Origin of the sequence: Streptomyces sp. NPDC049577 (assembly GCF_040675635.1) — a bacterium.
Classification (GTDB): Bacteria; Actinomycetota; Actinomycetes; order Streptomycetales; family Streptomycetaceae; genus Streptomyces.
Genome location: NZ_JBFAPH010000024.1, coordinates 17,386 through 35,548, shown reverse-complemented (window position 1 = coordinate 35,548; position 18,163 = coordinate 17,386). Strand labels below are relative to the sequence as shown.

At 73.2% G+C, this 18,163-nt stretch carries 20 protein-coding genes; 11 read left to right on the top strand and 9 right to left on the bottom strand.

The window, feature by feature from the left end:
• A partial coding sequence (hpnH, locus tag AB0K09_RS05535) for an adenosyl-hopene transferase HpnH (protein WP_366063971.1) occupies positions 1 to 976 on the bottom strand: 976 nt, incomplete at its 3' end.
• A gap of 336 nt (positions 977 to 1,312) precedes the next feature.
• Here hpnH and AB0K09_RS05530 point away from each other — a divergent pair.
• The 4 genes from AB0K09_RS05530 to AB0K09_RS05515 all read left to right on the top strand — a co-directional run bounded on the left by AB0K09_RS05530 (position 1,313) and on the right by AB0K09_RS05515 (position 5,374).
• Positions 1,313 to 2,599 (top strand): glycosyltransferase family 4 protein, encoded by a 1,287-nt coding sequence (locus AB0K09_RS05530; RefSeq protein WP_366063973.1) that lies wholly within the window; start codon positions 1,313 to 1,315, stop codon positions 2,597 to 2,599.
• Positions 2,600 to 2,699: 100 nt separating this feature from the next.
• Positions 2,700 to 3,443, top strand: coding sequence for a class I SAM-dependent methyltransferase (locus AB0K09_RS05525; protein WP_366063970.1), 744 nt, complete (start codon positions 2,700 to 2,702; stop codon positions 3,441 to 3,443).
• Entirely contained in the window at positions 3,440 to 4,528 is a 1,089-nt protein-coding gene (locus tag AB0K09_RS05520) for a prenyltransferase (protein ID WP_366063969.1), read from the top strand. The genes AB0K09_RS05525 and AB0K09_RS05520 overlap by 4 nt, the downstream gene beginning before the upstream one ends.
• Before the next feature lie 60 nt (positions 4,529 to 4,588).
• Entirely contained in the window at positions 4,589 to 5,374 is a 786-nt protein-coding gene (locus AB0K09_RS05515) for a maleylpyruvate isomerase family mycothiol-dependent enzyme (RefSeq protein WP_366063968.1), read from the top strand.
• Positions 5,375 to 5,392: 18 nt separating this feature from the next.
• On the opposite strand, the gene AB0K09_RS05510 is transcribed toward AB0K09_RS05515, so the two are convergent.
• From AB0K09_RS05510 to AB0K09_RS05495, 4 genes are all read right to left on the bottom strand, one after another.
• Complete coding sequence (locus tag AB0K09_RS05510) at positions 5,393 to 6,406, bottom strand: LLM class F420-dependent oxidoreductase (protein ID WP_366063967.1); 1,014 nt, start codon at positions 6,404 to 6,406, stop codon at positions 5,393 to 5,395.
• Between the two features lie 167 nt (positions 6,407 to 6,573).
• The gene (locus tag AB0K09_RS05505; protein ID WP_366063966.1) at positions 6,574 to 7,455 is read right to left on the bottom strand and encodes a hypothetical protein; all 882 of its coding nucleotides are present in this window, start codon (positions 7,453 to 7,455) and stop codon (positions 6,574 to 6,576) included.
• Positions 7,456 to 7,632: 177 nt separating this feature from the next.
• A complete protein-coding gene (locus AB0K09_RS05500; RefSeq protein ID WP_366063964.1) occupies positions 7,633 to 8,565 on the bottom strand; it encodes an N-acetylmuramoyl-L-alanine amidase in 933 nt (310 codons plus the stop codon).
• Positions 8,566 to 8,588: 23 nt separating this feature from the next.
• The gene (locus AB0K09_RS05495; protein ID WP_366063962.1) at positions 8,589 to 9,233 is read right to left on the bottom strand and encodes a class I SAM-dependent methyltransferase; all 645 of its coding nucleotides are present in this window, start codon (positions 9,231 to 9,233) and stop codon (positions 8,589 to 8,591) included.
• A gap of 87 nt (positions 9,234 to 9,320) precedes the next feature.
• Between AB0K09_RS05495 and AB0K09_RS05490 the strand changes: the two genes are divergently transcribed.
• Complete coding sequence (locus tag AB0K09_RS05490; RefSeq protein WP_366063961.1) at positions 9,321 to 9,719, top strand: hypothetical protein; 399 nt, start codon at positions 9,321 to 9,323, stop codon at positions 9,717 to 9,719.
• Between the two features lie 23 nt (positions 9,720 to 9,742).
• The gene (locus AB0K09_RS05485; protein WP_366063960.1) at positions 9,743 to 9,964 is read left to right on the top strand and encodes a hypothetical protein; all 222 of its coding nucleotides are present in this window, start codon (positions 9,743 to 9,745) and stop codon (positions 9,962 to 9,964) included.
• Between the two features lie 15 nt (positions 9,965 to 9,979).
• Here AB0K09_RS05485 and AB0K09_RS05480 read toward each other — a convergent pair whose 3' ends face one another.
• Both AB0K09_RS05480 and AB0K09_RS05475 read right to left on the bottom strand, forming a co-directional pair.
• On the bottom strand, positions 9,980 to 10,597 hold the full coding sequence (locus AB0K09_RS05480; RefSeq protein WP_366063959.1) for a response regulator transcription factor: 618 nt from the start codon (positions 10,595 to 10,597) through the stop codon (positions 9,980 to 9,982).
• Positions 10,594 to 11,739 carry a sensor histidine kinase gene (locus AB0K09_RS05475; protein ID WP_366063958.1) on the bottom strand — a complete coding sequence of 382 codons (1,146 nt, stop codon included), beginning with the start codon at positions 11,737 to 11,739 and terminating at the stop codon, positions 10,594 to 10,596. Before AB0K09_RS05475 ends, AB0K09_RS05480 begins: the two co-directional genes overlap by 4 nt.
• A 167-nt stretch (positions 11,740 to 11,906) precedes the next feature.
• Here AB0K09_RS05475 and AB0K09_RS05470 point away from each other — a divergent pair, with 167 nt between their 5' ends.
• Genes AB0K09_RS05470 through AB0K09_RS05460 form a run of 3 tightly spaced genes read left to right on the top strand, consistent with a single transcriptional unit; the run spans position 11,907 to position 14,848 of the window.
• On the top strand, positions 11,907 to 12,770 hold the full coding sequence (locus AB0K09_RS05470; RefSeq protein WP_366063957.1) for a MaoC/PaaZ C-terminal domain-containing protein: 864 nt from the start codon (positions 11,907 to 11,909) through the stop codon (positions 12,768 to 12,770).
• Between the two features lie 28 nt (positions 12,771 to 12,798).
• The gene (locus tag AB0K09_RS05465; RefSeq protein WP_366063956.1) at positions 12,799 to 13,878 is read left to right on the top strand and encodes a Zn-dependent alcohol dehydrogenase; all 1,080 of its coding nucleotides are present in this window, start codon (positions 12,799 to 12,801) and stop codon (positions 13,876 to 13,878) included.
• Between the two features lie 13 nt (positions 13,879 to 13,891).
• Complete coding sequence (locus AB0K09_RS05460; protein WP_366063955.1) at positions 13,892 to 14,848, top strand: 3-oxoacyl-ACP reductase; 957 nt, start codon at positions 13,892 to 13,894, stop codon at positions 14,846 to 14,848.
• A 21-nt stretch (positions 14,849 to 14,869) separates the two neighbouring features.
• On the opposite strand, the gene AB0K09_RS05455 is transcribed toward AB0K09_RS05460, so the two are convergent.
• Together AB0K09_RS05455 and AB0K09_RS05450 are read right to left on the bottom strand one after the other, a co-directional pair.
• Complete coding sequence (locus AB0K09_RS05455; RefSeq protein WP_366063954.1) at positions 14,870 to 15,025, bottom strand: hypothetical protein; 156 nt, start codon at positions 15,023 to 15,025, stop codon at positions 14,870 to 14,872.
• Between the two features lie 231 nt (positions 15,026 to 15,256).
• Positions 15,257 to 16,378 (bottom strand): hypothetical protein, encoded by a 1,122-nt coding sequence (locus tag AB0K09_RS05450; RefSeq protein WP_366063953.1) that lies wholly within the window; start codon positions 16,376 to 16,378, stop codon positions 15,257 to 15,259.
• Between the two features lie 186 nt (positions 16,379 to 16,564).
• On the opposite strand from AB0K09_RS05450, the gene AB0K09_RS05445 reads away from it, so the two are divergent.
• On the top strand, positions 16,565 to 17,404 hold the full coding sequence (locus AB0K09_RS05445; RefSeq protein ID WP_366063952.1) for a Nif3-like dinuclear metal center hexameric protein: 840 nt from the start codon (positions 16,565 to 16,567) through the stop codon (positions 17,402 to 17,404).
• Positions 17,405 to 17,418: 14 nt separating this feature from the next.
• Complete coding sequence (locus AB0K09_RS05440; protein WP_366063972.1) at positions 17,419 to 18,162, top strand: C4-type zinc ribbon domain-containing protein; 744 nt, start codon at positions 17,419 to 17,421, stop codon at positions 18,160 to 18,162.
• Position 18,163: the final 1 nt, after the last annotated feature.

The window sequence follows — 18,163 nt, the reverse complement described above, 5'->3', positions numbered from 1 at the left end:
CCCGGAGCGAGCCCATCGTCGCGAACACCGCGCTGGGCTCGTAGCCGCAGTGCGCCATGCAGTTGTCGCAGCGCGGGTCCTTGCCGCGGCCGTACTTCTCCCACTCCGTGGTCTCGATCAGCTCCTTGTAGGTGTCCACGTAGCCGTCGGCCATCAGGTAGCAGGGCCGCTGCCAGCCGTGCAGGGAGTACGAGGGAATGCCCCACGGCGTGCACTCGAACTCCCTCCTGCCCTCCAGGAAGTCCAGGAAGAGCGCGGAGTGGTTGAACCGCCACTTCTGGCGCCGCCCGTCCGCGAAGGCCTTGCGGAAGAGCTCCCGGGTCTGCTGCACGCCCAGGAAGCGGTCCTGGTCGGGCGCCTTCTCGTAGGCGTAGCCGGGGGAGACCTGGATGCGGTCGACCTTGAGATCGTCGTTCAGGAAGTTCAGGACGTCGATGATGGTCTGCGGCGAGTCGTTGTTGAAGAAGGTGCTGTTCGTATAGACCTGGAAGCCCTTGGACTTGGCCAGCTTGATGGCCTCCACGGCCTGGTCGAAGACGCCCTCCTTGGCCACCGCCTCGTCGTGGCGCTCCCGGAGGCCGTCGATGTGCACCATCCACGCGAAGTTCTTGTTCGGCCGGAACTTGTGGATGTGCTTGGGCAGCAGGACGGCGTTGGTGCACAGCAGCACGAACTTCTTGCGGGCGATCAACTGCCGCACCACTTCGTGGATCTGCGGATGCATCAGCGGCTCGCCGCCGGAGAGGGCCACCATCGGCGCGCCGCACTCCTCGACCGCGCCGACCGCCTGCTGCACCGGCATCCGCTTCTTCAGCACGTCGTGCGGATGCTGGATCTTTCCGCAGCCACCGCACTTCAGGTTGCAGGCGAAGAGGGTCTCCACCTCCACGAGAAGGGGGAACTTCTCCCGGCGCTGTAACTTCTGCTTGATCAGATGCGTACCCAGCTTGATTGACAGATGAAGCGGCAGGCTCATGCCCGAATCTCCAGTGCTCGTCAGGGCTCGTAACTCACTGTGTGAAGACGCGTCGGCACCATTGTCTGCCCATCACACCGACCCCGGACGCCTGGATGTGCATCACAACATCATCAACTTTTGTGCGTCTTTTGTATTGCGACCCGTGCCGGGTTACCCGGCGATCCGGGACGGACGGGAGTGCATCGGGTCGCTCCGGACTTCCCGGGCTTTCCGATAGTGGAACTTGTTCTAGATAATCGCCAGCGGTTACGCTCCGGCCGGACGAGCAGCGAGAAGGAGGCCGGAGTGACCGCTGAGGCCACGGAGGCATCGCTTACGCGGAACAGCAGCCTCCTGGGCAGGGGCGGCGAGGACCGGCCGTTGCGCATCGCGCTGCTGACCTACAAGGGCAACCCGTTCTGCGGCGGCCAGGGCGTCTACGTCCGCCACCTCTCCCGCGAGCTCGCCCGGCTCGGCCACCGCGTCGAGGTCATCGGCTCCCAGCCCTACCCCGTGCTCGACGGCGAGGACGGCGTCACCCTCACCGAGCTGCCCAGCCTCGACCTCTACCGCCAGCCCGACCCCTTCCGCACGCCCCGCCGCGAGGAGTTCCGCGACTGGATCGACGCGCTGGAGGTCGGCACGATGTGGACCGGCGGCTTCCCCGAGCCGCTCACCTTCAGCCTGCGGGCCCGCCGCCATCTCGCCGCGCACCGGGGCCGGTTCGACGTCATCCACGACAACCAGACCCTCGGCTACGGCCTGCTCGGCGGCCCCACCGCCCTCGGCGCGCCGCTGGTCACCACCATCCACCACCCCATCACCGTCGACCGGCAGCTCGACCTGGCCGCCGCCGGCGACGACTGGAAGCGCCGCGCCTCCGTACGCCGCTGGTACGGCTTCACGCGCATGCAGAAGCGGGTCGCCCGCCGGCTGCCCTCCGTGCTCACCGTCTCCGGCTCCTCCCGCCAGGAGATCGTCGACCACCTCGGGGTGCACCCCCGCCGGGTGCACGTCGTGCACATCGGCGCCGACACCGAGCTGTTCTCCCCGGACCCGGCCGTGCCCGAGGTGCCCGGCCGCATCGTCACCACCTCCAGCGCGGACGTCCCCCTCAAGGGCCTGGTCCACCTCGTCGAGGCACTCGCCAAGGTCCGTACGGAACACCCCGGCGCGCACCTCGTCGTCGTCGGCAAACGCGCCGAGGACGGGCCGGTCGCCGCCGCGATCCGGCGGTTCGGGCTGGAGAACGCGGTCGAGTTCGTCAAGGGCATCAGCGACGCGGAACTCGTCGACCTGGTGCGCTCCGCGCAGGTCGCCTGCGTGCCGTCGCTCTACGAGGGCTTCTCCCTGCCCGCCGCCGAGGCCATGGCCACCGGCACCCCGCTCGTGGCCACCACGGGCGGCGCGATCCCCGAGGTCGCCGGCCCCGACGGCGAGACCTGCCTGGCCGTGCCGCCCGCCGACGCGGGGGCGCTCGCCGCCGCCCTGACCCGGCTGCTGGGCGACGCCGAGCTGCGCCGCCGCCTCGGCGCGGCGGGCCGCGAGCGGGTCCTCGCACGCTTCACCTGGCGGCAGGCGGCGATCGGAACGGCCGAGCGGTACCGCTCCGCGATACGGCTCGCCTCCGGGCGCATGTGATGCCCCCCGAAGCCTCTTCCCGCACCCGGGGCTCCGTTCCGGACCCCGGGGACACCGCGCGCAGCGCGGTCCGACCCGCCACCCGACCGGACGAGGGCACATGCTGACCGTCGACTTCTCCCGCTTCCCGCTCGCCGCAGGCGACCGCGTGCTCGACCTGGGCTGCGGCGCGGGCCGGCACGCCTTCGAGTGCTACCGGCGCGGCGCGCGCGTGGTCGCCCTCGACCGCAACGCCGAGGAGATCCGCGAGGTCGCCAAGTGGTTCGCGGCCATGAAGGAGGCCGGCGAGGCGCCCCGGGGGGCCACCGCCACCGCCATGGAGGGCGACGCGCTCGCGCTGCCCTTCCCCGACGACAGCTTCGACGTCGTCATCATCTCCGAGGTCATGGAGCACATCCCGGACGACAAGGGCGTCCTCGCCGAGATGGTCCGCGTCCTGCGCCCCGGCGGCCGCATCGCCGTCACCGTGCCCCGCTACTTCCCGGAGAAGGTCTGCTGGGCGCTCAGCGACGCCTACCACGAGGTCGAGGGCGGCCACATCCGCATCTACAAGGCCGACGAGCTCCTCGGCAGGATGCGCGAGGCCGGGCTCAAGCCGTACGGCACGCACCACGCGCACGCCCTGCACAGCCCGTACTGGTGGCTGAAGTGCGCGTTCGGCGTGGACAACGACAAGGCCCTGCCGGTCCGCGCGTACCACAAGCTGCTGGTCTGGGACATCATGAAGAAGCCGCTGGCCACCCGGCTGGCCGAGCAGCTCCTCAACCCGGTCGTCGGCAAGAGCTTCGTCGCGTACGCCACCAAGCCGCACGCCGCCTCCGTGCCCGCAGGGGAGCGCGCATGAGCAGCGCGACCGAGAAGCTCGTGCTGCCCGGCGTGCTCACCGCCGAGCAGGCCGCCCGCACCGTCGCCGGCATAGCCGCCGTCCAGCGTCCCGACGGGGCCATACCCTGGTTCCGCGGCCACCACCTCGACCCCTGGGACCACGTCGAGGCCGCCATGGCGCTGGACACCGCCGGCGAGCACGCCCGCGCCGAGGCCGCCTACCGGTGGCTCGCCGAGCACCAGAACCCCGACGGCTCCTGGTACGCCGCCTACGCCGACGGCGACGCCGCGGCGCCCACCGACCGGGCCCGCGAGACCAACTTCGTCGCCTACGTCGCCGTCGGCGTCTGGCACCACTACCTCTCCACCGGCGACGACGCCTTCATCGACCGCATGTGGCCCACCGTCTACGCCGCCGTGGAGTTCGTCCTGCGGCTCCAGCAGCCGGGCGGCCAGATCGGCTGGAAGCGCGAGGACGACGGCACCGGGGTGACCGACGCCCTGCTCACCGGCAGTTCCTCCATCCACCAGGCCCTGCGCTGCGCCCTCGCCATCGCCGAACACCGCGAGGAGCCGCAGCCCGACTGGGAGCTGGCGGCCGGCCTGCTCGCGCACGCCGTCCGGCACCACCCGGAGCGGTTCCTCGACAAGTCCCGCTACTCCATGGACTGGTACTACCCCGTGCTCGGCGGCGCCCTCACCGGCGCGGCCGCCAAGGAGCGCATCGAGCGGGACTGGGACCGCTTCGTCGTCCCCGGCCTCGGGGTGCGCTGCGTGGTGCCCAACCCCTGGATCACCGGCGGCGAGAGCTGCGAACTGGCCCTGGCCCTCTGGGCGATGGGCGAGTCCGACCGCGCGGTGGAGATCCTCCAGTGGATCCAGCACCTGCGCGCCGAGAACGGCATGTACTGGACGGGCTACGTCTACGAGGACGACGCGATCTGGCCCGAGGAGCTCACCGCCTGGACCGCCGGCTCGCTGCTGCTGGCCGTCGCCGCGCTCGGCGGCGACGAGGCGACCACCGCCGTCTTCGGCGGCGAGCACCTGCCGTCCGGACTGGAGCCCGACTGCTGCGGACACGGGGAGCACACCGCGCCCAACTGACCGGCAGTTCAAGGGAAACCGGTGGTGACCCGGCGCCGCGGGGCACATAGGGTGGTGATCATGACAGTCTTCAGCCACGAGCGTTACTGTTCCGAGGTCGTCCACCAGATCGAGCTGGTCGGCGCCGCACTGGAGGGCGCCGACCTCGCGGCCCCCGTCCCCACCTGCCCCGACTGGACCCTGGCCGACCTCCTCCACCACCTCGGCCAGGCCCACCGCATGGCCGCGCACCTCGTCGCCACCCGGGCCACCGAGTTCACGCCCCCGCAGGCCGGCGGGCCCGGCGAGCACCCCTTCGACGACGCGGCCGGTGCCGCCCGCTGGCTCGCCGAGGGCACCGGCCGCCTGGCGGACACCCTGCGCGAGGCCGGGCCCGACGCCGCCGTCTGGTCCTTCGGCAAGACCTCGGGCTCCGCCTTCTGGGCGCGCCGCGCGACGCACGAGGTGCTCGTCCACCGCGCCGACGTCTGCTCCGCCGTCGGCGCCGGGTTCACCGTCGACCCGGAGCTCGCCGCGGACTGCCTGGACGAGTGGCTGGACATCATCGGCTCCCCGCTGGCCGTGCAGTTCCGGCCCGAGCTCAAGGAGCTCCTCGGCCCCGGCCGCACCCTGCACCTGCACGCCACCGACACGGCGCCCGAGCTGAACGCCGAGTGGCTCGTCGACGCCACCGGCGAACTGGTCACCTGGCACCGCGCCCACGAGAAGGCCGCCGTGGCCGTCCGCGGCCCGATGCGCGACCTGCTGCTCCTCTTCTACCGCCGGCTGCCCCTGGAGCAGGCGAACGTCGAGGTCGCCGGTGACCGCGGACTTCTCGAACTCTGGCTGGAGAACGCGAAGTTCTGACCGTCGCCGCCGGGCAGGCTAGGCGTTCAGCTCGGCCAGCACCCGCAGCGTCTCCTCGTCCGGCGCGGTGACCAGCAGATCGGTGACCGGCCCGGCGCGCCACAGCGCCAGCCGGTCGGCGATCCTGGCCCGCGGCCCGACCAGCGAGATCTCGTCGGCGAAGGCGTCCGGCACGGCCGCGACCGCCTCCTGACGGCGCCCCGCCAGGAACAGCTCCTGGACCCGCCGCGCCTCCTCCTCGAAGCCCATCCGGGCCATCAGGGCGGCGTGGAAGTTCCGCGCGGCGTGCCCCATGCCGCCGATGTAGAAGCCCAGCATCGCCTTCACCGGACGCAGCCCCTCCGCGACGTCCGCGCACACCCGCGCCTGTGCCATGGGCGCCACCATGAACCCCTTCGGCGCCCCCGCCAGCACGGTCGCGTACAGGCCCGTACGCAGCGGCGACCAGTACAGCGGCAGCCAGCCGTCGGCGATGCGCACCGTCTGTGCGATGTTCCGCGGCCCCTCGGCCCCCAGCAGCACCGGCAGGCCGGGCCGCAGCGGATGCGTGAGCGCCTTCAGCGGCCGGCCCAGCCCGGTGGCGTCCGGCCCGGTGTAGGGGTGCGAGTGGAACCGCCCGTCGAGCGCCACCGGCCCCTCGCGGCGCAGGACCTGCCGGACGACGTCCACGTACTCCCGCGTCGCCGTCAGCGGTCGGGACGGGAACGGGCGGCCGTACCAGCCCTCCACCACCTGCGGCCCCGACAGCCCGAGTCCCAGCAGCATCCGGCCGCCGGAGAGGTGGTCGAGGGTGAGCGCGTGCATCGCCGTCGCGGTCGGCGTGCGCGCCGCCATCTGCGCCACGGCCGTGCCGAGCCGGATCCGGCTGGTGCCGGCCGCGAGCCAGGCCAGCGGGGTGAAGGCGTCGGAGCCCCACGCCTCGGCCGTCCACACCGAGTCGTAGCCGAGCTCCTCGGCCAGCCGCGCGAGCGCGAGCTGACGGCGGGGGTCGGGGCGGCGGCCCCAGTAGCCGAGCGTGAGGCCGAGTCGCATCGCACATCCTCCCTGACGGAGCGTCAGCCAGTGGTGCGGACGGACTGTACGGGCCCGGCCGCGCCGGAACAAGCGGGCCGCGAGCGCGAATACGGCGCACGAATACGGCGGTGGCCCGCCGGTCCGAGGACCGGCGGGCCATCGCCGAGGGGAGTGCGCGGGCTTCGTCAGCCCCGCTGGATGCCCGAGGTGTCCTGCAGCACGCCGCGCCGGCCGTCCTGTGTCTGGGCCACCAGGGCCTGACCGCGCTGGTCCACCGCCAGGTACCAGGTGCCGGGCGCGAGCTCGGCGACCGGGGTGGTCGAGCCGTCCTCCGGGAACAGCGGACGGCTCACCGGCACCGCGAACCAGAACGGCGCGAAGTCGCCACCGGCGGCCGCCGGCTGGCCCGCCCCGCCCTGCGCGGACGCCGGCGCCTGGCCCTGCGCCTCGGCCGGCTGCCCGGCGGCCGGCTGGGCCTGCTGCTGCGGCTGGCCGGCGCCGAAACCGCCGAAGGGCTGCTGCGCGCCGTACGGGTCCGCGCCGGGCTGCATGCCGCCCGCACCCGGGTAGCCGTAACCCTGCTGCGGGCCCGCGCCGTACGGGGACGGCGCCGGCGTGGCACCCATGAGCGGGGCCTTCAGCGCCGGGGTGCGCGGGGTGAGCACGGCCACCGCGACGAGCACCAGGTTGGCGATCAGCCCGAGGATCTGGCCGATGCCCGGGGAGACCGCGTCCGCGTCCGGACCACCGAAGATCGTCCACAGCGAGGACCAGGCGGCGGACACGGCGAGCGCGGTGCCCCACTGGTCCAGGCCCAGACCCAGGAGCTTGCGGCCCTCCGGCTGGAAGCGCGCGGCCACGATCAGGGCGGCGCCGACGATGCCCGCCAGGAAGATGGACGGAAGGACCGGGAAGAGCTCCGCCTTCCAGCCGTTCGGCTCCTTGGGGCAGAAGGGCGCCCCCTGGGCGCAGTCGTAGGCGCGGAAGTTGAGGAACGAGGCGATGAACAGCAACACCGCTGCTCCGATCACCACGCCGTCGCCTCGAGTGAGGGAGCGGATGTTCACCTAAAGTCCTTTGTCAGTGCTGTCAGTAATCGTCGCTGCGCCGATACGCGATATGCGAGGGCACGGGGGTGGCGGCCCCCCATGGTACGGGCGAACCTATCGCCTGGACGTCCGGGGCGTCTCCTTCGTATCAGCCTCGTGACAAGCCCGTGGCCTGCTGGTACGTACCCGCCGTGCTTACCCGCGAAGGAAGTCGGTGATGCCGTCCGCGATCCCCTGCGCCGCCTTCTCGCGCCAGTCGGCGTCCATGAGGAGGGCGGCGTCCTTGGGGTCACGCATATTGCCGCATTCGATGAACACCTTGGGAATGGTGGACAGATTCAGCCCGCCGAGGTCCCCACGGGTGTCGAGACCTGTTCCCTTTCCGATGTAATTCGACGGCGCGCTTCCCGTCGTGCGCACGAAGTTGCCCGCGATCCGCGCCCCGAGCTCCTTCGAAGGCCCCACGATCGGCGAGGTGTCGGCCCGTCCGGCGTGCACCTCGGCCGGCAGGATGACGTGGAACCCCCGGTCGCCGACGCCCGCCCCGTCCGCGTGCACGGACACGGCCGCGTCGCCGTGCGCCCGGTTCCCGATGCCGGCCCGCTCGTCCACGCACGGCCCGTACGGCCGGTCGTCGTCGTGCGTCAGCACCACGCTCGCACCGCGCGCCAGCAGGATCGCCCGGAGCCGGTGCGCGACGTCCAGACTGAACGTCGCCTCCGGGTAACCGGAGTCGGTGGATGTGCCGGTGGTGTCGCACTCCTTGTGCCCGGTGCCGATGTCGACCTGACGGTTGATCTCGGCGGGGTGGTCCTGGTTGCGGATGTTGTGACCGGGGTCGACGACGACGACCTTCCCCTTGAGCGGCCCGTCGGCGGCGGGGGCGGCGGCCGGCGAGGGCGCGGCCGGCGTCGTTTGCGCGGGCGTCGGCGACTGCGTGCGCTTCGCCGGCGTCTCCGTCGCCGCGGAGGGCACGCTCCGGCCGGCGGTGGAGGACGCAACGACGGGCCGTCCGCCCCCGTCCCCGCCGGCGGAACACCCCGCCAGACCGGCGCAGGCACCGGCCACGACGAGCGCCGCCGGCACGGCGAGGAGACGACGTATGCGGGAAGAGCTGCCCTTGGCCACGGGGGCGATGCTAGCGCCGCGCCTCAGACGCCATCACCGATACGGCGCAGTACGCGCAGGGAGCCCGTCACCGAGACCTCGGCGAACGCCCCGGACTCCAGCGCCCTGCGGTACACCCGGTACGGGGCCTGCCCGCCGTCGGCGGGGTCGGGGAAGACGTCGTGGACGACCAGCAGCCCGCCGGGCGCGACGTGCGGGGCCCAGCCCTCGTAGTCGCCGTTCGCGTGCTCGTCCGTGTGCCCGCCGTCGATGAACACCAGCCCCAGCGGCGTCCCCCACAGGGCCGCGACCTGCGGGGACCGCCCGACCACGGCCACCACGTGCTCCTCCAGCCCGGCCCGGTACAGGGTCCGCCGGAACGTCGGCAGCGTGTCCATCCGCCCCACGCCGGGCGCGTGGTCCACGACCTCCGGGTCGTGGTACTCCCAGCCCGGCTGCTGCTCCTCGCTCCCGCGGTGGTGGTCGACGGTCACCACGGCCGTCCCCGCCTCGCGGGCCGCCGCGGCCAGCAGGATCGTCGACCGCCCGCAGTACGTGCCCACTTCCAGCAACGGCAACCCACCCCGCGCGGCCTCCTCGGCGGCGGCGTACAGGGCGAGCCCCTCGTCGACGGGCATGAACCCCTTCGCCGCCTCGAACGCGGCGAGTATCTCGGGCTTGGGCGGCATGGGGGCTGACCTCCGGGTGAGTGGGTGTGCGCGCTCATGCTGCCGTACGCGTCCGGAGGACGCGGGAGCGGGGGAGCCGTCGCTAGTGTGGACGGCGCGCAGTGGCACACCACATTCCCGGAGGAGCCCATGAGCGTTTACCCGGTCGGGAGCGGCGACGAGCCGGTCGTCGAGCGCCCCGAGAGAACACTGTCGGCGCTCAGGGAGGCGCTGGCTCGCGTGGCCCCGTCGCAGTTGCCCCTCATGGAGGCGGAACGCGATGAGGTCTTCGCCCTGGCGGCGGAGACGCAGTCCGTCGGTCCGGTCAACGGTTTCCTCCTGAGGTGGGCTGTGGCGGTGGAGATCGAGCGGCACCCCGAGACGGCCCGCAGGCTTCGTGAAGCCGAACGGATCGTCCGCACGGCGGCGGACGAGAGGGCGTTGACCGCGGCCGCGCGTGAGGTGGCCGAGATCAAGGCGGCCGCACGGCGGGCGGTCGAGGCGTGAGCGACGGCTGGACCTGGGAATACTTGCGCCCTGAAACGGAGCTCGACCTCGGCCCGGACTTGGCCGGGCAGGTCAAGGAGCGGGCCGAGGAGTTAATCCGAGCCGCGGAAACCCTCTACATCGCAGGCGCGCGGTACGAGGGCAACTCCGTCTCGGGGACCGCCTATGTGGGCGGCGGCATGTTCGACTACTTGATCGCCCCGCGTCTGCTGAAGCTCGTCGTGGTCGGTGTCAGCGCGTACTGAGGGCACCGTGAACGCCTACAACCACCCGTTCTGGCGTGCCGCGCGGACCGCTTCCATGCGGTTGCGGGTGCCCGTCTTGCCGATGGCCGCGGAGAGGTAGTTGCGGACCGTCGCCGGCGAGAGGTGGACCTTCGCCGCGATGTCGGCGACCGTCGCGCCGTCTACCGCGGCGGTGAGGACGTCGCGTTCGCGCTGGGTGAGGGGGTTGGGGCCCGCGCTCAGGGCCGCGGCGGCCAGGGCCGGGTCGATGACGCGCTCGCCGGCCAGGACCCGGCGGATCGCCGCGGCGAGGTCCTCGACGGGGCCGTCCTTGACGAGGAAGCCGGATGCGCCCGCCTCCATCGCGCGGCGCAGATAACCGGGCCGGCCGAAGGTCGTCAGTATCAGCACGCGGCAGCCCGGCAGCCGCGACCGCAGGTCGGCGGCGGCGTCGAGACCGCTGCGGCCCGGGAGTTCGATGTCGAGGAGGGCGACGTCGGGCCGGGCCTCCAGGGCCTTGGGCAGGATCTCGTTCCCGTCGCCGACCTGGGCGACGATCTCGATGTCCTCCTCCAGGCCGAGCAGCAGGGCGAGGGCGCCCCGCATCATTCCCTGGTCCTCCGCCAGCAGGACCTTGATCTGCTCGCTGCTCACGCGGCGCGCTCCTCCTCGTTGTCGTCCACCGGCAGTTCGGCCACGAGCCGGAATCCGCGCCGGCTTTCGGGGCCGGACGTCAGGGACCCGCCCGCGGCGGCGAGCCGTTCGGTCAGGCCCTTCAGCCCGGTGCCGGGTGTGCCCGAGCCCGGGACCGGGCCGCGGCCGTCGTCGGTGATCTCCAGATGAACCCGGTCCTGCCCACCGCGCACCTCGATCACGCACCGCTCCGCGCCGCTGTGCCGCACCACATTGGTGACGCCCTCGCGCACGACCCAGCCCAGCAGCGCCGCCGTCTGCGGCGGCAGCGGCGGGCCGGACTGGCGGACGTCGGCATCGATGCCCGACGCCCGGAGGACCGAACGGGCGCTGTCCAGCTCGGCGGTGAGGCTGCCCTCGCGGTAACCGGTGACCGCCTCGCGGATCTCGGTGAGCGCCTGACGGCCCACGGCCTCGATGTCGGCGGCCTGGCCCAGCGCGGCGTCCAGGTCGCGCGGGGCCAGCCGGCGCACCGCCTCCGCCTTGACGACGATCACGGACATGGTGTGGCCGAGCAGATCGTGCAGGTCGCGGGAGAAGCGCAGACGCTCCCGCTCGACGGCCGAGCGGGCCAGTTCCTCGCGGGTCGTGCGGAGTTCGAGGACGGTGTCGAAGAGGTTGAGCACCGCGGCCGCCACCAGCCCCGACAGCGAGGTGCCCCAGGCGACGGCGACCGAGCTCTCCGAGCTGCCGTGGAAGTGCGTCAGGACGCCGACGGACGTGCCGAAGACGGCCATCGTGGCGGCCAGCCAGCGCCGCCGGTCGCGCAGCACGACCCCGGTGGCGAGCGAGAGCAGCGGGAAGCACAGCAGCCAGTCGCCGCCGTAGCCGAGGGACAGCGCGTAGGTGACGGCGATCAGCCCGGCCAGCGCGAGGACCGGGATGCGGACGTGCCGCCGCTCCTTGTCCAGCGCACTCGACACCGCCGTGACGTACAGGGCGACGAACGCCGCGACGCCCGTGCCGCCGAGCCACGGCAGCGGCACCCTGCCCCGGACCAGATCGATGACGTCACCCAGCAGCACGAGGAGCCACGGCATGAACGTCCGCCGGTCCGGTGGTCTCTTCCGCTGCACGCCTATGCCCTCGACGGTCCTCGTCATGCCCCAGACCCTACGGAACACGCCTCCGACCTGGGCAGATGGGTATGTCCACCCGTGGCCGTGACATTTGTCCCGAACAGGCGCCCACCGGGGTGCGCGGCGACCTTCACACTGCCGGCGGAATCGGCTATACACGGCAGAAACTCCGGGGAAGGAGCCCGTCCTCCATGCCCATCGACCCCGTCAAGGCCATCGCAGCCGAGCCCCGCACCGCCCGGTTGACCTGGGACCACAAGGACGTCCAGCTCTACCACCTCGGCATCGGCGCCGGCCGCCCGGCCACCGATCCGCGCGAGCTGCGCTACACCCTGGAGAGCCAACTCCACGTCCTGCCGAGCTTCGCGACCGTCGCGGGCGGCGGCATGGCCCTGGCCGGCGGGCTCACCGCGCCCGGCGTCGACGTCGACCTCGCCGCCGTGCTGCACGGCGGACAGACCGTCACCGCGCACCGGGCCGTCCCCGTCCGCGGTGACGCCACGCAGACCTCGCGCGTCGCCGCCGTCCACGACAAGGGCAAGGCCGCCGTCATCGTGCTGCGTACCGACGTGGCCGACGCGGACGGACCGCTGTGGTCGAGCGAGGCGTCCATCTACGTCAAGGGCGAAGGCGGGTTCGGCGGCGAACGGGGCCGGCAGACCCGCCTCGACGTGCCGGAGACGGTCCCCACCCTGAGCACCGACCGCCGCGTCCGCGAGGACCAGGCTCTCCTCTACCGCCTCTCCGGCGACTGGAACCCGCTGCACGCCGACCCCGCCTTCGCCCGCCGCGCCGGCTACGACCGGCCGATCCTGCACGGGCTGTGCTCGTACGGCATCGTGCTCAAGGCCGTCGTCGACACCGCGCTCGACGGGGACGTCGCCCGCGTGCGCTCGTACACCACCCGGTTCGCGGGCGTGGTCTACCCCGGCGAGACGCTGCGGGTGCGGATGTGGCGGGAGGTGCCCGGGCCCGGGCGGATCCAGGTGACCGCGACCGCCGTCGAGCGGGACGACGCGCCGGTCCTGGCGGACACGGTCGTCGAGCACAGCTGAGCCCGAAGCCCGCTGGAGGGAGCCCGTCATGCGCGCCGCCGTACAGCACGAGACAGGTCAGGACAAGCTCGATGTCGTGGACGACGCCGAAGCGGTCGGATTCGGCCCGGGGAAGGTCAGGGTGCGCGTCAGAGCCGCCGGACTGTGTCACTCCGACGTGTCCGCGATGTCCGGCGTGCTGCCGCAGCCCTCGCCGTTCGTGCCCGGGCACGAGGGCGCCGGCGACGTCGTCGAGGTCGGCGAGGGCGTCACCGGCATCGGAACGGGCGAGCGGGTCCTGATCCGCTGGCTGCCGGCCTGCGGGCAGTGCCGCGCCTGCCGGCGCGGGCAGACCCATCTGTGCCTCTCCGGCTTCATGAACACCGGCACCCCCAACTTCCGCCACCGCGGCCGGGACGTCTGCGGATTCGCCGGCACCGGCACCTTCGCCGAGGAACTCGTCGTCGACGCCGGCTGTGCCGTGCCGGTGCCCGACGACGTGCCGTACGAGATCGCGGCCCTCATCGGCTGCGGCGTCACCACCGGCCTCGGCGCGGTGCTCAACACCGCGCGGGTGGAGGCCGGTTCGACCGTCGCCGTCCTCGGCTGCGGCGGAGTGGGACTGTCGGCGGTGCAGGGCGCGCGCCTGGCGGGCGCCGCGCAGATCGTCGCCGTCGACCCGGTCTCCCGCCGCCGCGAGGCCGCCCTGCGCTTCGGCGCCACCGAGGCGCTCGTCCCCGACGCCCTCGGCGAGGCCCGCACCCGGCTCACCGGCGGCGAGGGCTTCGACTACGTCTTCGAGGTCGTCGGCACCTCCGCCACCGCCCGCACCGGCTACGAGGCCACCCGGCGCGGCGGCACCCTGTGCGTCGTGGGCGCGGGCGCGATGGACGACCACCTGCGGCTCAACATGTTCGAGCTGTTCTTCGACGAGAAGCGCGTCCTGCCCTCGCTGTACGGCGGCGGCGACATCCGGCGCTCCTACCAGCGGACCATCGCCCTGTGGCGGGCCGGCCGCGTCGACCTCGAGGGTCTGATCACCCACCGCGTCCCCCTCGCCGGGATCAACGACGCGATCGACCAGATGCGCACGGGCGAGGCGCTGCGCACCTGCGTCGAGATCGGCTGAGAGGGGCGTGGAGATGACGGTGCCCCGGGGCGCGCTGCTCTCCGGCAAGACCGCGATCGTCACCGGCGCCGGGCGCGGCCTCGGCCGCGCCGAGGCGCTGGAGCTGGCCCGGCTGGGCGCGCACGTCATCGTCAACGACTACGGGCGGCCGGGCCGTGACGGCTCCGGCGAGGGCTCGGCCGGCCCCGCCGAGGCGGTCGTCGCCGAGATCCGCGCGGCCGGCGGGCAGGCGACGGCGCACACCGGCGACGTCTCCGACTTCGAGGAGGCCGGCGCGCTGGTCCGGCTGGCGCTCGACACCCGCGGCTCGCTCGACATCCTGGTCAACAACGCCGGCATCCTGCGCGACCGCATGGTCTTCTCCATGACCGAGGACGAGTGGGACGCGGTGGTGCGCGTCCACCTCAAGGGCCATTTCAACACCATCCGCTTCGCCGCCGCGCACTGGCGGGAGAAGTCGAAGGCCACCGGTCGGCCGGTCTACGGACGGATCGTCAACACCTCCTCGGAGGCGTTCCTGTGCGGCTCGGCCGGACAACCCAATTACGCCGCCGCGAAGGGGGGAATCGTCGGTCTCACCACCTCGACGGCACAGGCCCTGCGCAAGTACGGCGTCACGGTCAACGCGATCTGCCCCCGGGCACGGACCCGGATGACCGAGGACGTCTTCGCGGACCTGGCGCTGCCCGAGGCGGGGAAACTGGACCCGCTCGCCCCCGAGCACGTCTCCCCGCTCGTGGCCTATCTCGCGTCGCCGGCGGCGGCGGGGGTCAGCGGCCAGCTCTTCGTGGTGCACGGCGGAATGGTGGCGGTGATGGAGCGGCCGAAGCCCGCCGCGACGTTCGACGCGGCGGGGGAGGCCTTCGGCGTCGAGGAGCTGGACGCGCTCCTGACCCCCTATTACGCGGAACGGCCGCCGCAGGAGACCTTCGCGGCGGCCGAGGTACTGGCGCTCAGGCGTGGTGCCTAGGAGGCCGGTCTGCTCCGCGTGTCAGGCCTCGGCCGTGCGGCGGTGCTTGCCATGGGCGGGGGCGCGGTGGTCGTCCGGGGACGCCGGACCGCGGTGCCTGCCGGAGCCGGCGGCTGCGGCCTGGGCGGACGCCTCGAGCGTACGCGCCTCGGTCGTGTCGGTTCGGGCATCGGGCATGGGGATGTCACTCCGTCGGGTTCGGGTGCTTGCTGTGCGCATCGGGGGCCACAGCGTCAACACGCCTTCCGCGCACGACCCTTGTCGTTCACCCAGATCGCCGCGCAGCCCCCGCCCGAAAGTCTAACGGGACCTTGATCACGACAGCCACCCGGCGCGGCGGCGTTCGGTGGATCTTTCCGGACGGGCCGGTTCCCGGCCCGTCCGGTCGCGGTTCCCCCCGAAATCCCCTTACTCCCCCCGGGCGAGCGGGGCCTGCTGGAGCGGTACCGGGCGCGGTGCCGGATCCGCCAGCGCGAGCCGCGCCAGCCCGCACGGCACCGTCGCCGTCACGTACGGCAGCCGCAGCTCGCCGCCCGCCGTCCACAGACCGGCCCCCGCGAGCCAGCCCGCGGGGGCGGGGAACTGCTGGAGCGCCTTGACCGCCGGCCGCCACACGCCCACCCAGGCGCTGCCGGCCGGCCGGTCGACGCGGAAGGCGACGGCGCAGCCCTCCGGGGCCAGGCCCTGGCCGGGCTGGGCGGCGATGGGGGTGAGCGTGGCGTCCTTCACCACCAGGCACTCCGGGAAGCGGACCGGGCGGGCCGAGCCCAGGACGCCCCAGCCGAGCCGGTCGGTGCCGGGCGCGTCGGAACGGACGACGAGGAGACCGCTGTCCGGCTCGGCCAGCAGCAGCCGGTCGTTGCTCCTCTCCGTGATCTGCAGCAGCGGGCTGGTCTCGCCGCGCCCGAGGTCGACGACCACCGCCTTGGTCAGCCCCTCCAGCTCCCGGTCGAGCGCCAGCAGCCGCCCCCGGCGGTCCAGCCAGGCGCCGCCCTCGCACCGGCCGGGCACCTCGGCCAGCAGCTCGGGCCCGCCCGTGCCGCCGTGCACCCGCCACAGGGTGGTCGAGCGCTCGCCGTGCACCAGCGCGTAGGCGGAGGAGCCGTCCGGTGCGGGCGGCAGCAGGGAGAGATAGGAGCACTCGATCGCGCCCAGCGGCAGCTCGCCCGTGCCCGGCCCGGCCGGGTAGAGCAGGGAGAGCGCGTACCGCTCGGCGACGCGGCGCCGGATCAGCACCCGGCCGTCGGTGAGCGGCTGCAGCTGGCTGTCCGGCTCCTCGGGCTGCCGGCCCGGCAGCGGCACGGCGTACGGCTCGGGGCCGTCGAGCGACCAGCGCTCCGGGAACCAGCCGTCCGTACCACGGCCGAGCGCCAGCCACGCCGCGTAGGAACCGTCCACCGTCACCGTGAACGCCGGGCGCCGCGCGGGGCCCGGCCCGGCGGGCCCCGCCGGTTCACCAGCCGTGTCACCGGCCGTGTCACCGGCCGTGGACGCGCTCTGAGGAGTGCTCTGGGGGGCACAGACCGTCATGAGAAACGTCACCTCCGGCACAGAACGTAGTTATCGCACTTCCAGCCGAACAATGCACCCCGGGCCGCTTCACGCGTAAGGGTGGAGTTCGGATGGTTCGTCCGGTGAGCGGGGCGCGGGTGTGCTGTGCCGCGGTCTCACCGCGGCATGGTCCCGGCGGCACGGGGGACAGGTAGCCTTTCCCCCGTGCCCGCACTGTCTGAAGTCATCGCCGCCCTCGACGCTCTCTGGCCCCCGGAGCGGGCCGAGCAGTGGGACGCCGTCGGCACCGTCTGCGGCGACCCCGACGCCCACGTCGAACGGGTCCTCTTCGCTGTCGACCCCGTCCAGGAGGTCGTCGACGAGGCCGTGAAGCTCGGCGCCGACCTGATCGTCGCCCACCACCCGCTCTATCTGCGCGGCACCACGACGGTCGCGGCCTCCACCTTCAAGGGCCGTGCCGTGCACACCCTCATCAAGCACGACATCGCGCTGCACGTCGCGCACACCAACGCCGACCGCGCCGACCCCGGTGTCTCCGACGCCCTCGCCGGCGCCCTCGACCTGCGCGTCATCGCCCCCCTCGTGCCCGACCCGACCGACCCCGCCGGCCGGCGCGGCCTCGGCCGGATCTGCGAGCTCGACCCGCCGGTGACGCTCGCCGAGTTCGCCGACCGCGCCGCCCGCCGGCTGCCCGCCACCGCGCAGGGCATCCGGGTCGCCGGCGACCCGGAGCGCACGATCCGGACCGTCGCCGTCTGCGGCGGCTCCGGCGACTCGCTCTTCGACGACGTACGGGCCGCCGGCGTCGACGCCTACGTCACCGCCGACCTGCGCCACCACCCCGCCTCCGAGGCCCAGCAGCGCAGCCCGCTCGCCCTCCTCGACGCGGCGCACTGGGCCACCGAGTGGCCCTGGACCGAGCAGGCGGCCGCGCAGCTCGACGAGATCTCCGACCGCAACGGCTGGGGCCTGCGCACCCATGTCTCCCGCACGGTCACCGACCCCTGGACCGCCCACGCGGCGTCCACCCACCACCACCAGTAACCAGGAGCCCCCAACTGAACGCCGCGCCCGCCGACCAGATCCGTCTCCTCGATCTCCAGGCCCTGGACGTCCGCCTCGCCCAGCTCGCGCACAAGCGCAGGAGCCTCCCCGAGCACGCGGAGATCCAGACCCTCGAGGGCGACCTCACCCAGCTGAAGGACCTCCTCGTCGCCGCGCAGACCGAGGAGAGCGACTGCGCCCGCGAGCAGACCAAGGCCGAGCAGGACGTCGACCAGGTCCGCCAGCGCGCCGCCCGCGACCAGCAGCGCCTGGACTCCGGCCTCGGCATGTCGCCCAAGGACCTGGAGAACCTCCAGCACGAGGTGGCCTCCCTCGCCAAGCGCCAGGGTGACCTGGAGGACGTCGTCCTCGAGGTCATGGAGCGCCGCGAGTCCGCCCAGGAGCGCGTCACCGAGCTGACCGAGCGCGTCGGCTCCGTCCAGGCCAAGGTCGACGACGCCGTCGCCCGCCGCGACGCCGCGTACGAGGCCCTCGACGCCGAGGCCGCCACCGTCACCAAGGAGCGCGAGGTCGTCGCCGACTCCATCCCGGCCGACCTGATCAAGCTCTACGACAAGCTCCGCGCCCAGCAGGGCGGCGTCGGCGCGGCCCGCCTCTACCAGCGCCGCTGCGAGGGCTGCCGGCTGGAGCTGAACATCACCGAGCTCAACGACGTGCGCGCCGCCGCCCCCGACGCCGTCGTGCGCTGCGAGAACTGCCGCCGCATCCTCGTCCGTACGTCCGAGTCGGGTCTGTAAC

Excerpts from the sequence above, each read along its gene's own strand:
- AB0K09_RS05525 (WP_366063970.1), top strand. The coding sequence starts at position 2,700 with ATGCTGACCGTCGACTTCTCCCGCTTCCCGCTCGCCGCAGGCGACCGC.
- AB0K09_RS05520 (WP_366063969.1), top strand. The coding sequence starts at position 3,440 with ATGAGCAGCGCGACCGAGAAGCTCGTGCTGCCCGGCGTGCTCACCGCC.
- AB0K09_RS05515 (WP_366063968.1), top strand. The coding sequence starts at position 4,589 with ATGACAGTCTTCAGCCACGAGCGTTACTGTTCCGAGGTCGTCCACCAG.
- AB0K09_RS05510 (WP_366063967.1), bottom strand. The coding sequence starts at position 6,406 with ATGCGACTCGGCCTCACGCTCGGCTACTGGGGCCGCCGCCCCGACCCC.
- AB0K09_RS05495 (WP_366063962.1), bottom strand. The coding sequence starts at position 9,233 with ATGCCGCCCAAGCCCGAGATACTCGCCGCGTTCGAGGCGGCGAAGGGG.
- AB0K09_RS05475 (WP_366063958.1), bottom strand. The coding sequence starts at position 11,739 with ATGACGAGGACCGTCGAGGGCATAGGCGTGCAGCGGAAGAGACCACCG.
- AB0K09_RS05470 (WP_366063957.1), top strand. The coding sequence starts at position 11,907 with ATGCCCATCGACCCCGTCAAGGCCATCGCAGCCGAGCCCCGCACCGCC.
- AB0K09_RS05465 (WP_366063956.1), top strand. The coding sequence starts at position 12,799 with ATGCGCGCCGCCGTACAGCACGAGACAGGTCAGGACAAGCTCGATGTC.
- AB0K09_RS05460 (WP_366063955.1), top strand. The coding sequence starts at position 13,892 with ATGACGGTGCCCCGGGGCGCGCTGCTCTCCGGCAAGACCGCGATCGTC.
- AB0K09_RS05455 (WP_366063954.1), bottom strand. The coding sequence starts at position 15,025 with ATGCCCGATGCCCGAACCGACACGACCGAGGCGCGTACGCTCGAGGCG.
- AB0K09_RS05450 (WP_366063953.1), bottom strand. The coding sequence starts at position 16,378 with ATGACGGTCTGTGCCCCCCAGAGCACTCCTCAGAGCGCGTCCACGGCC.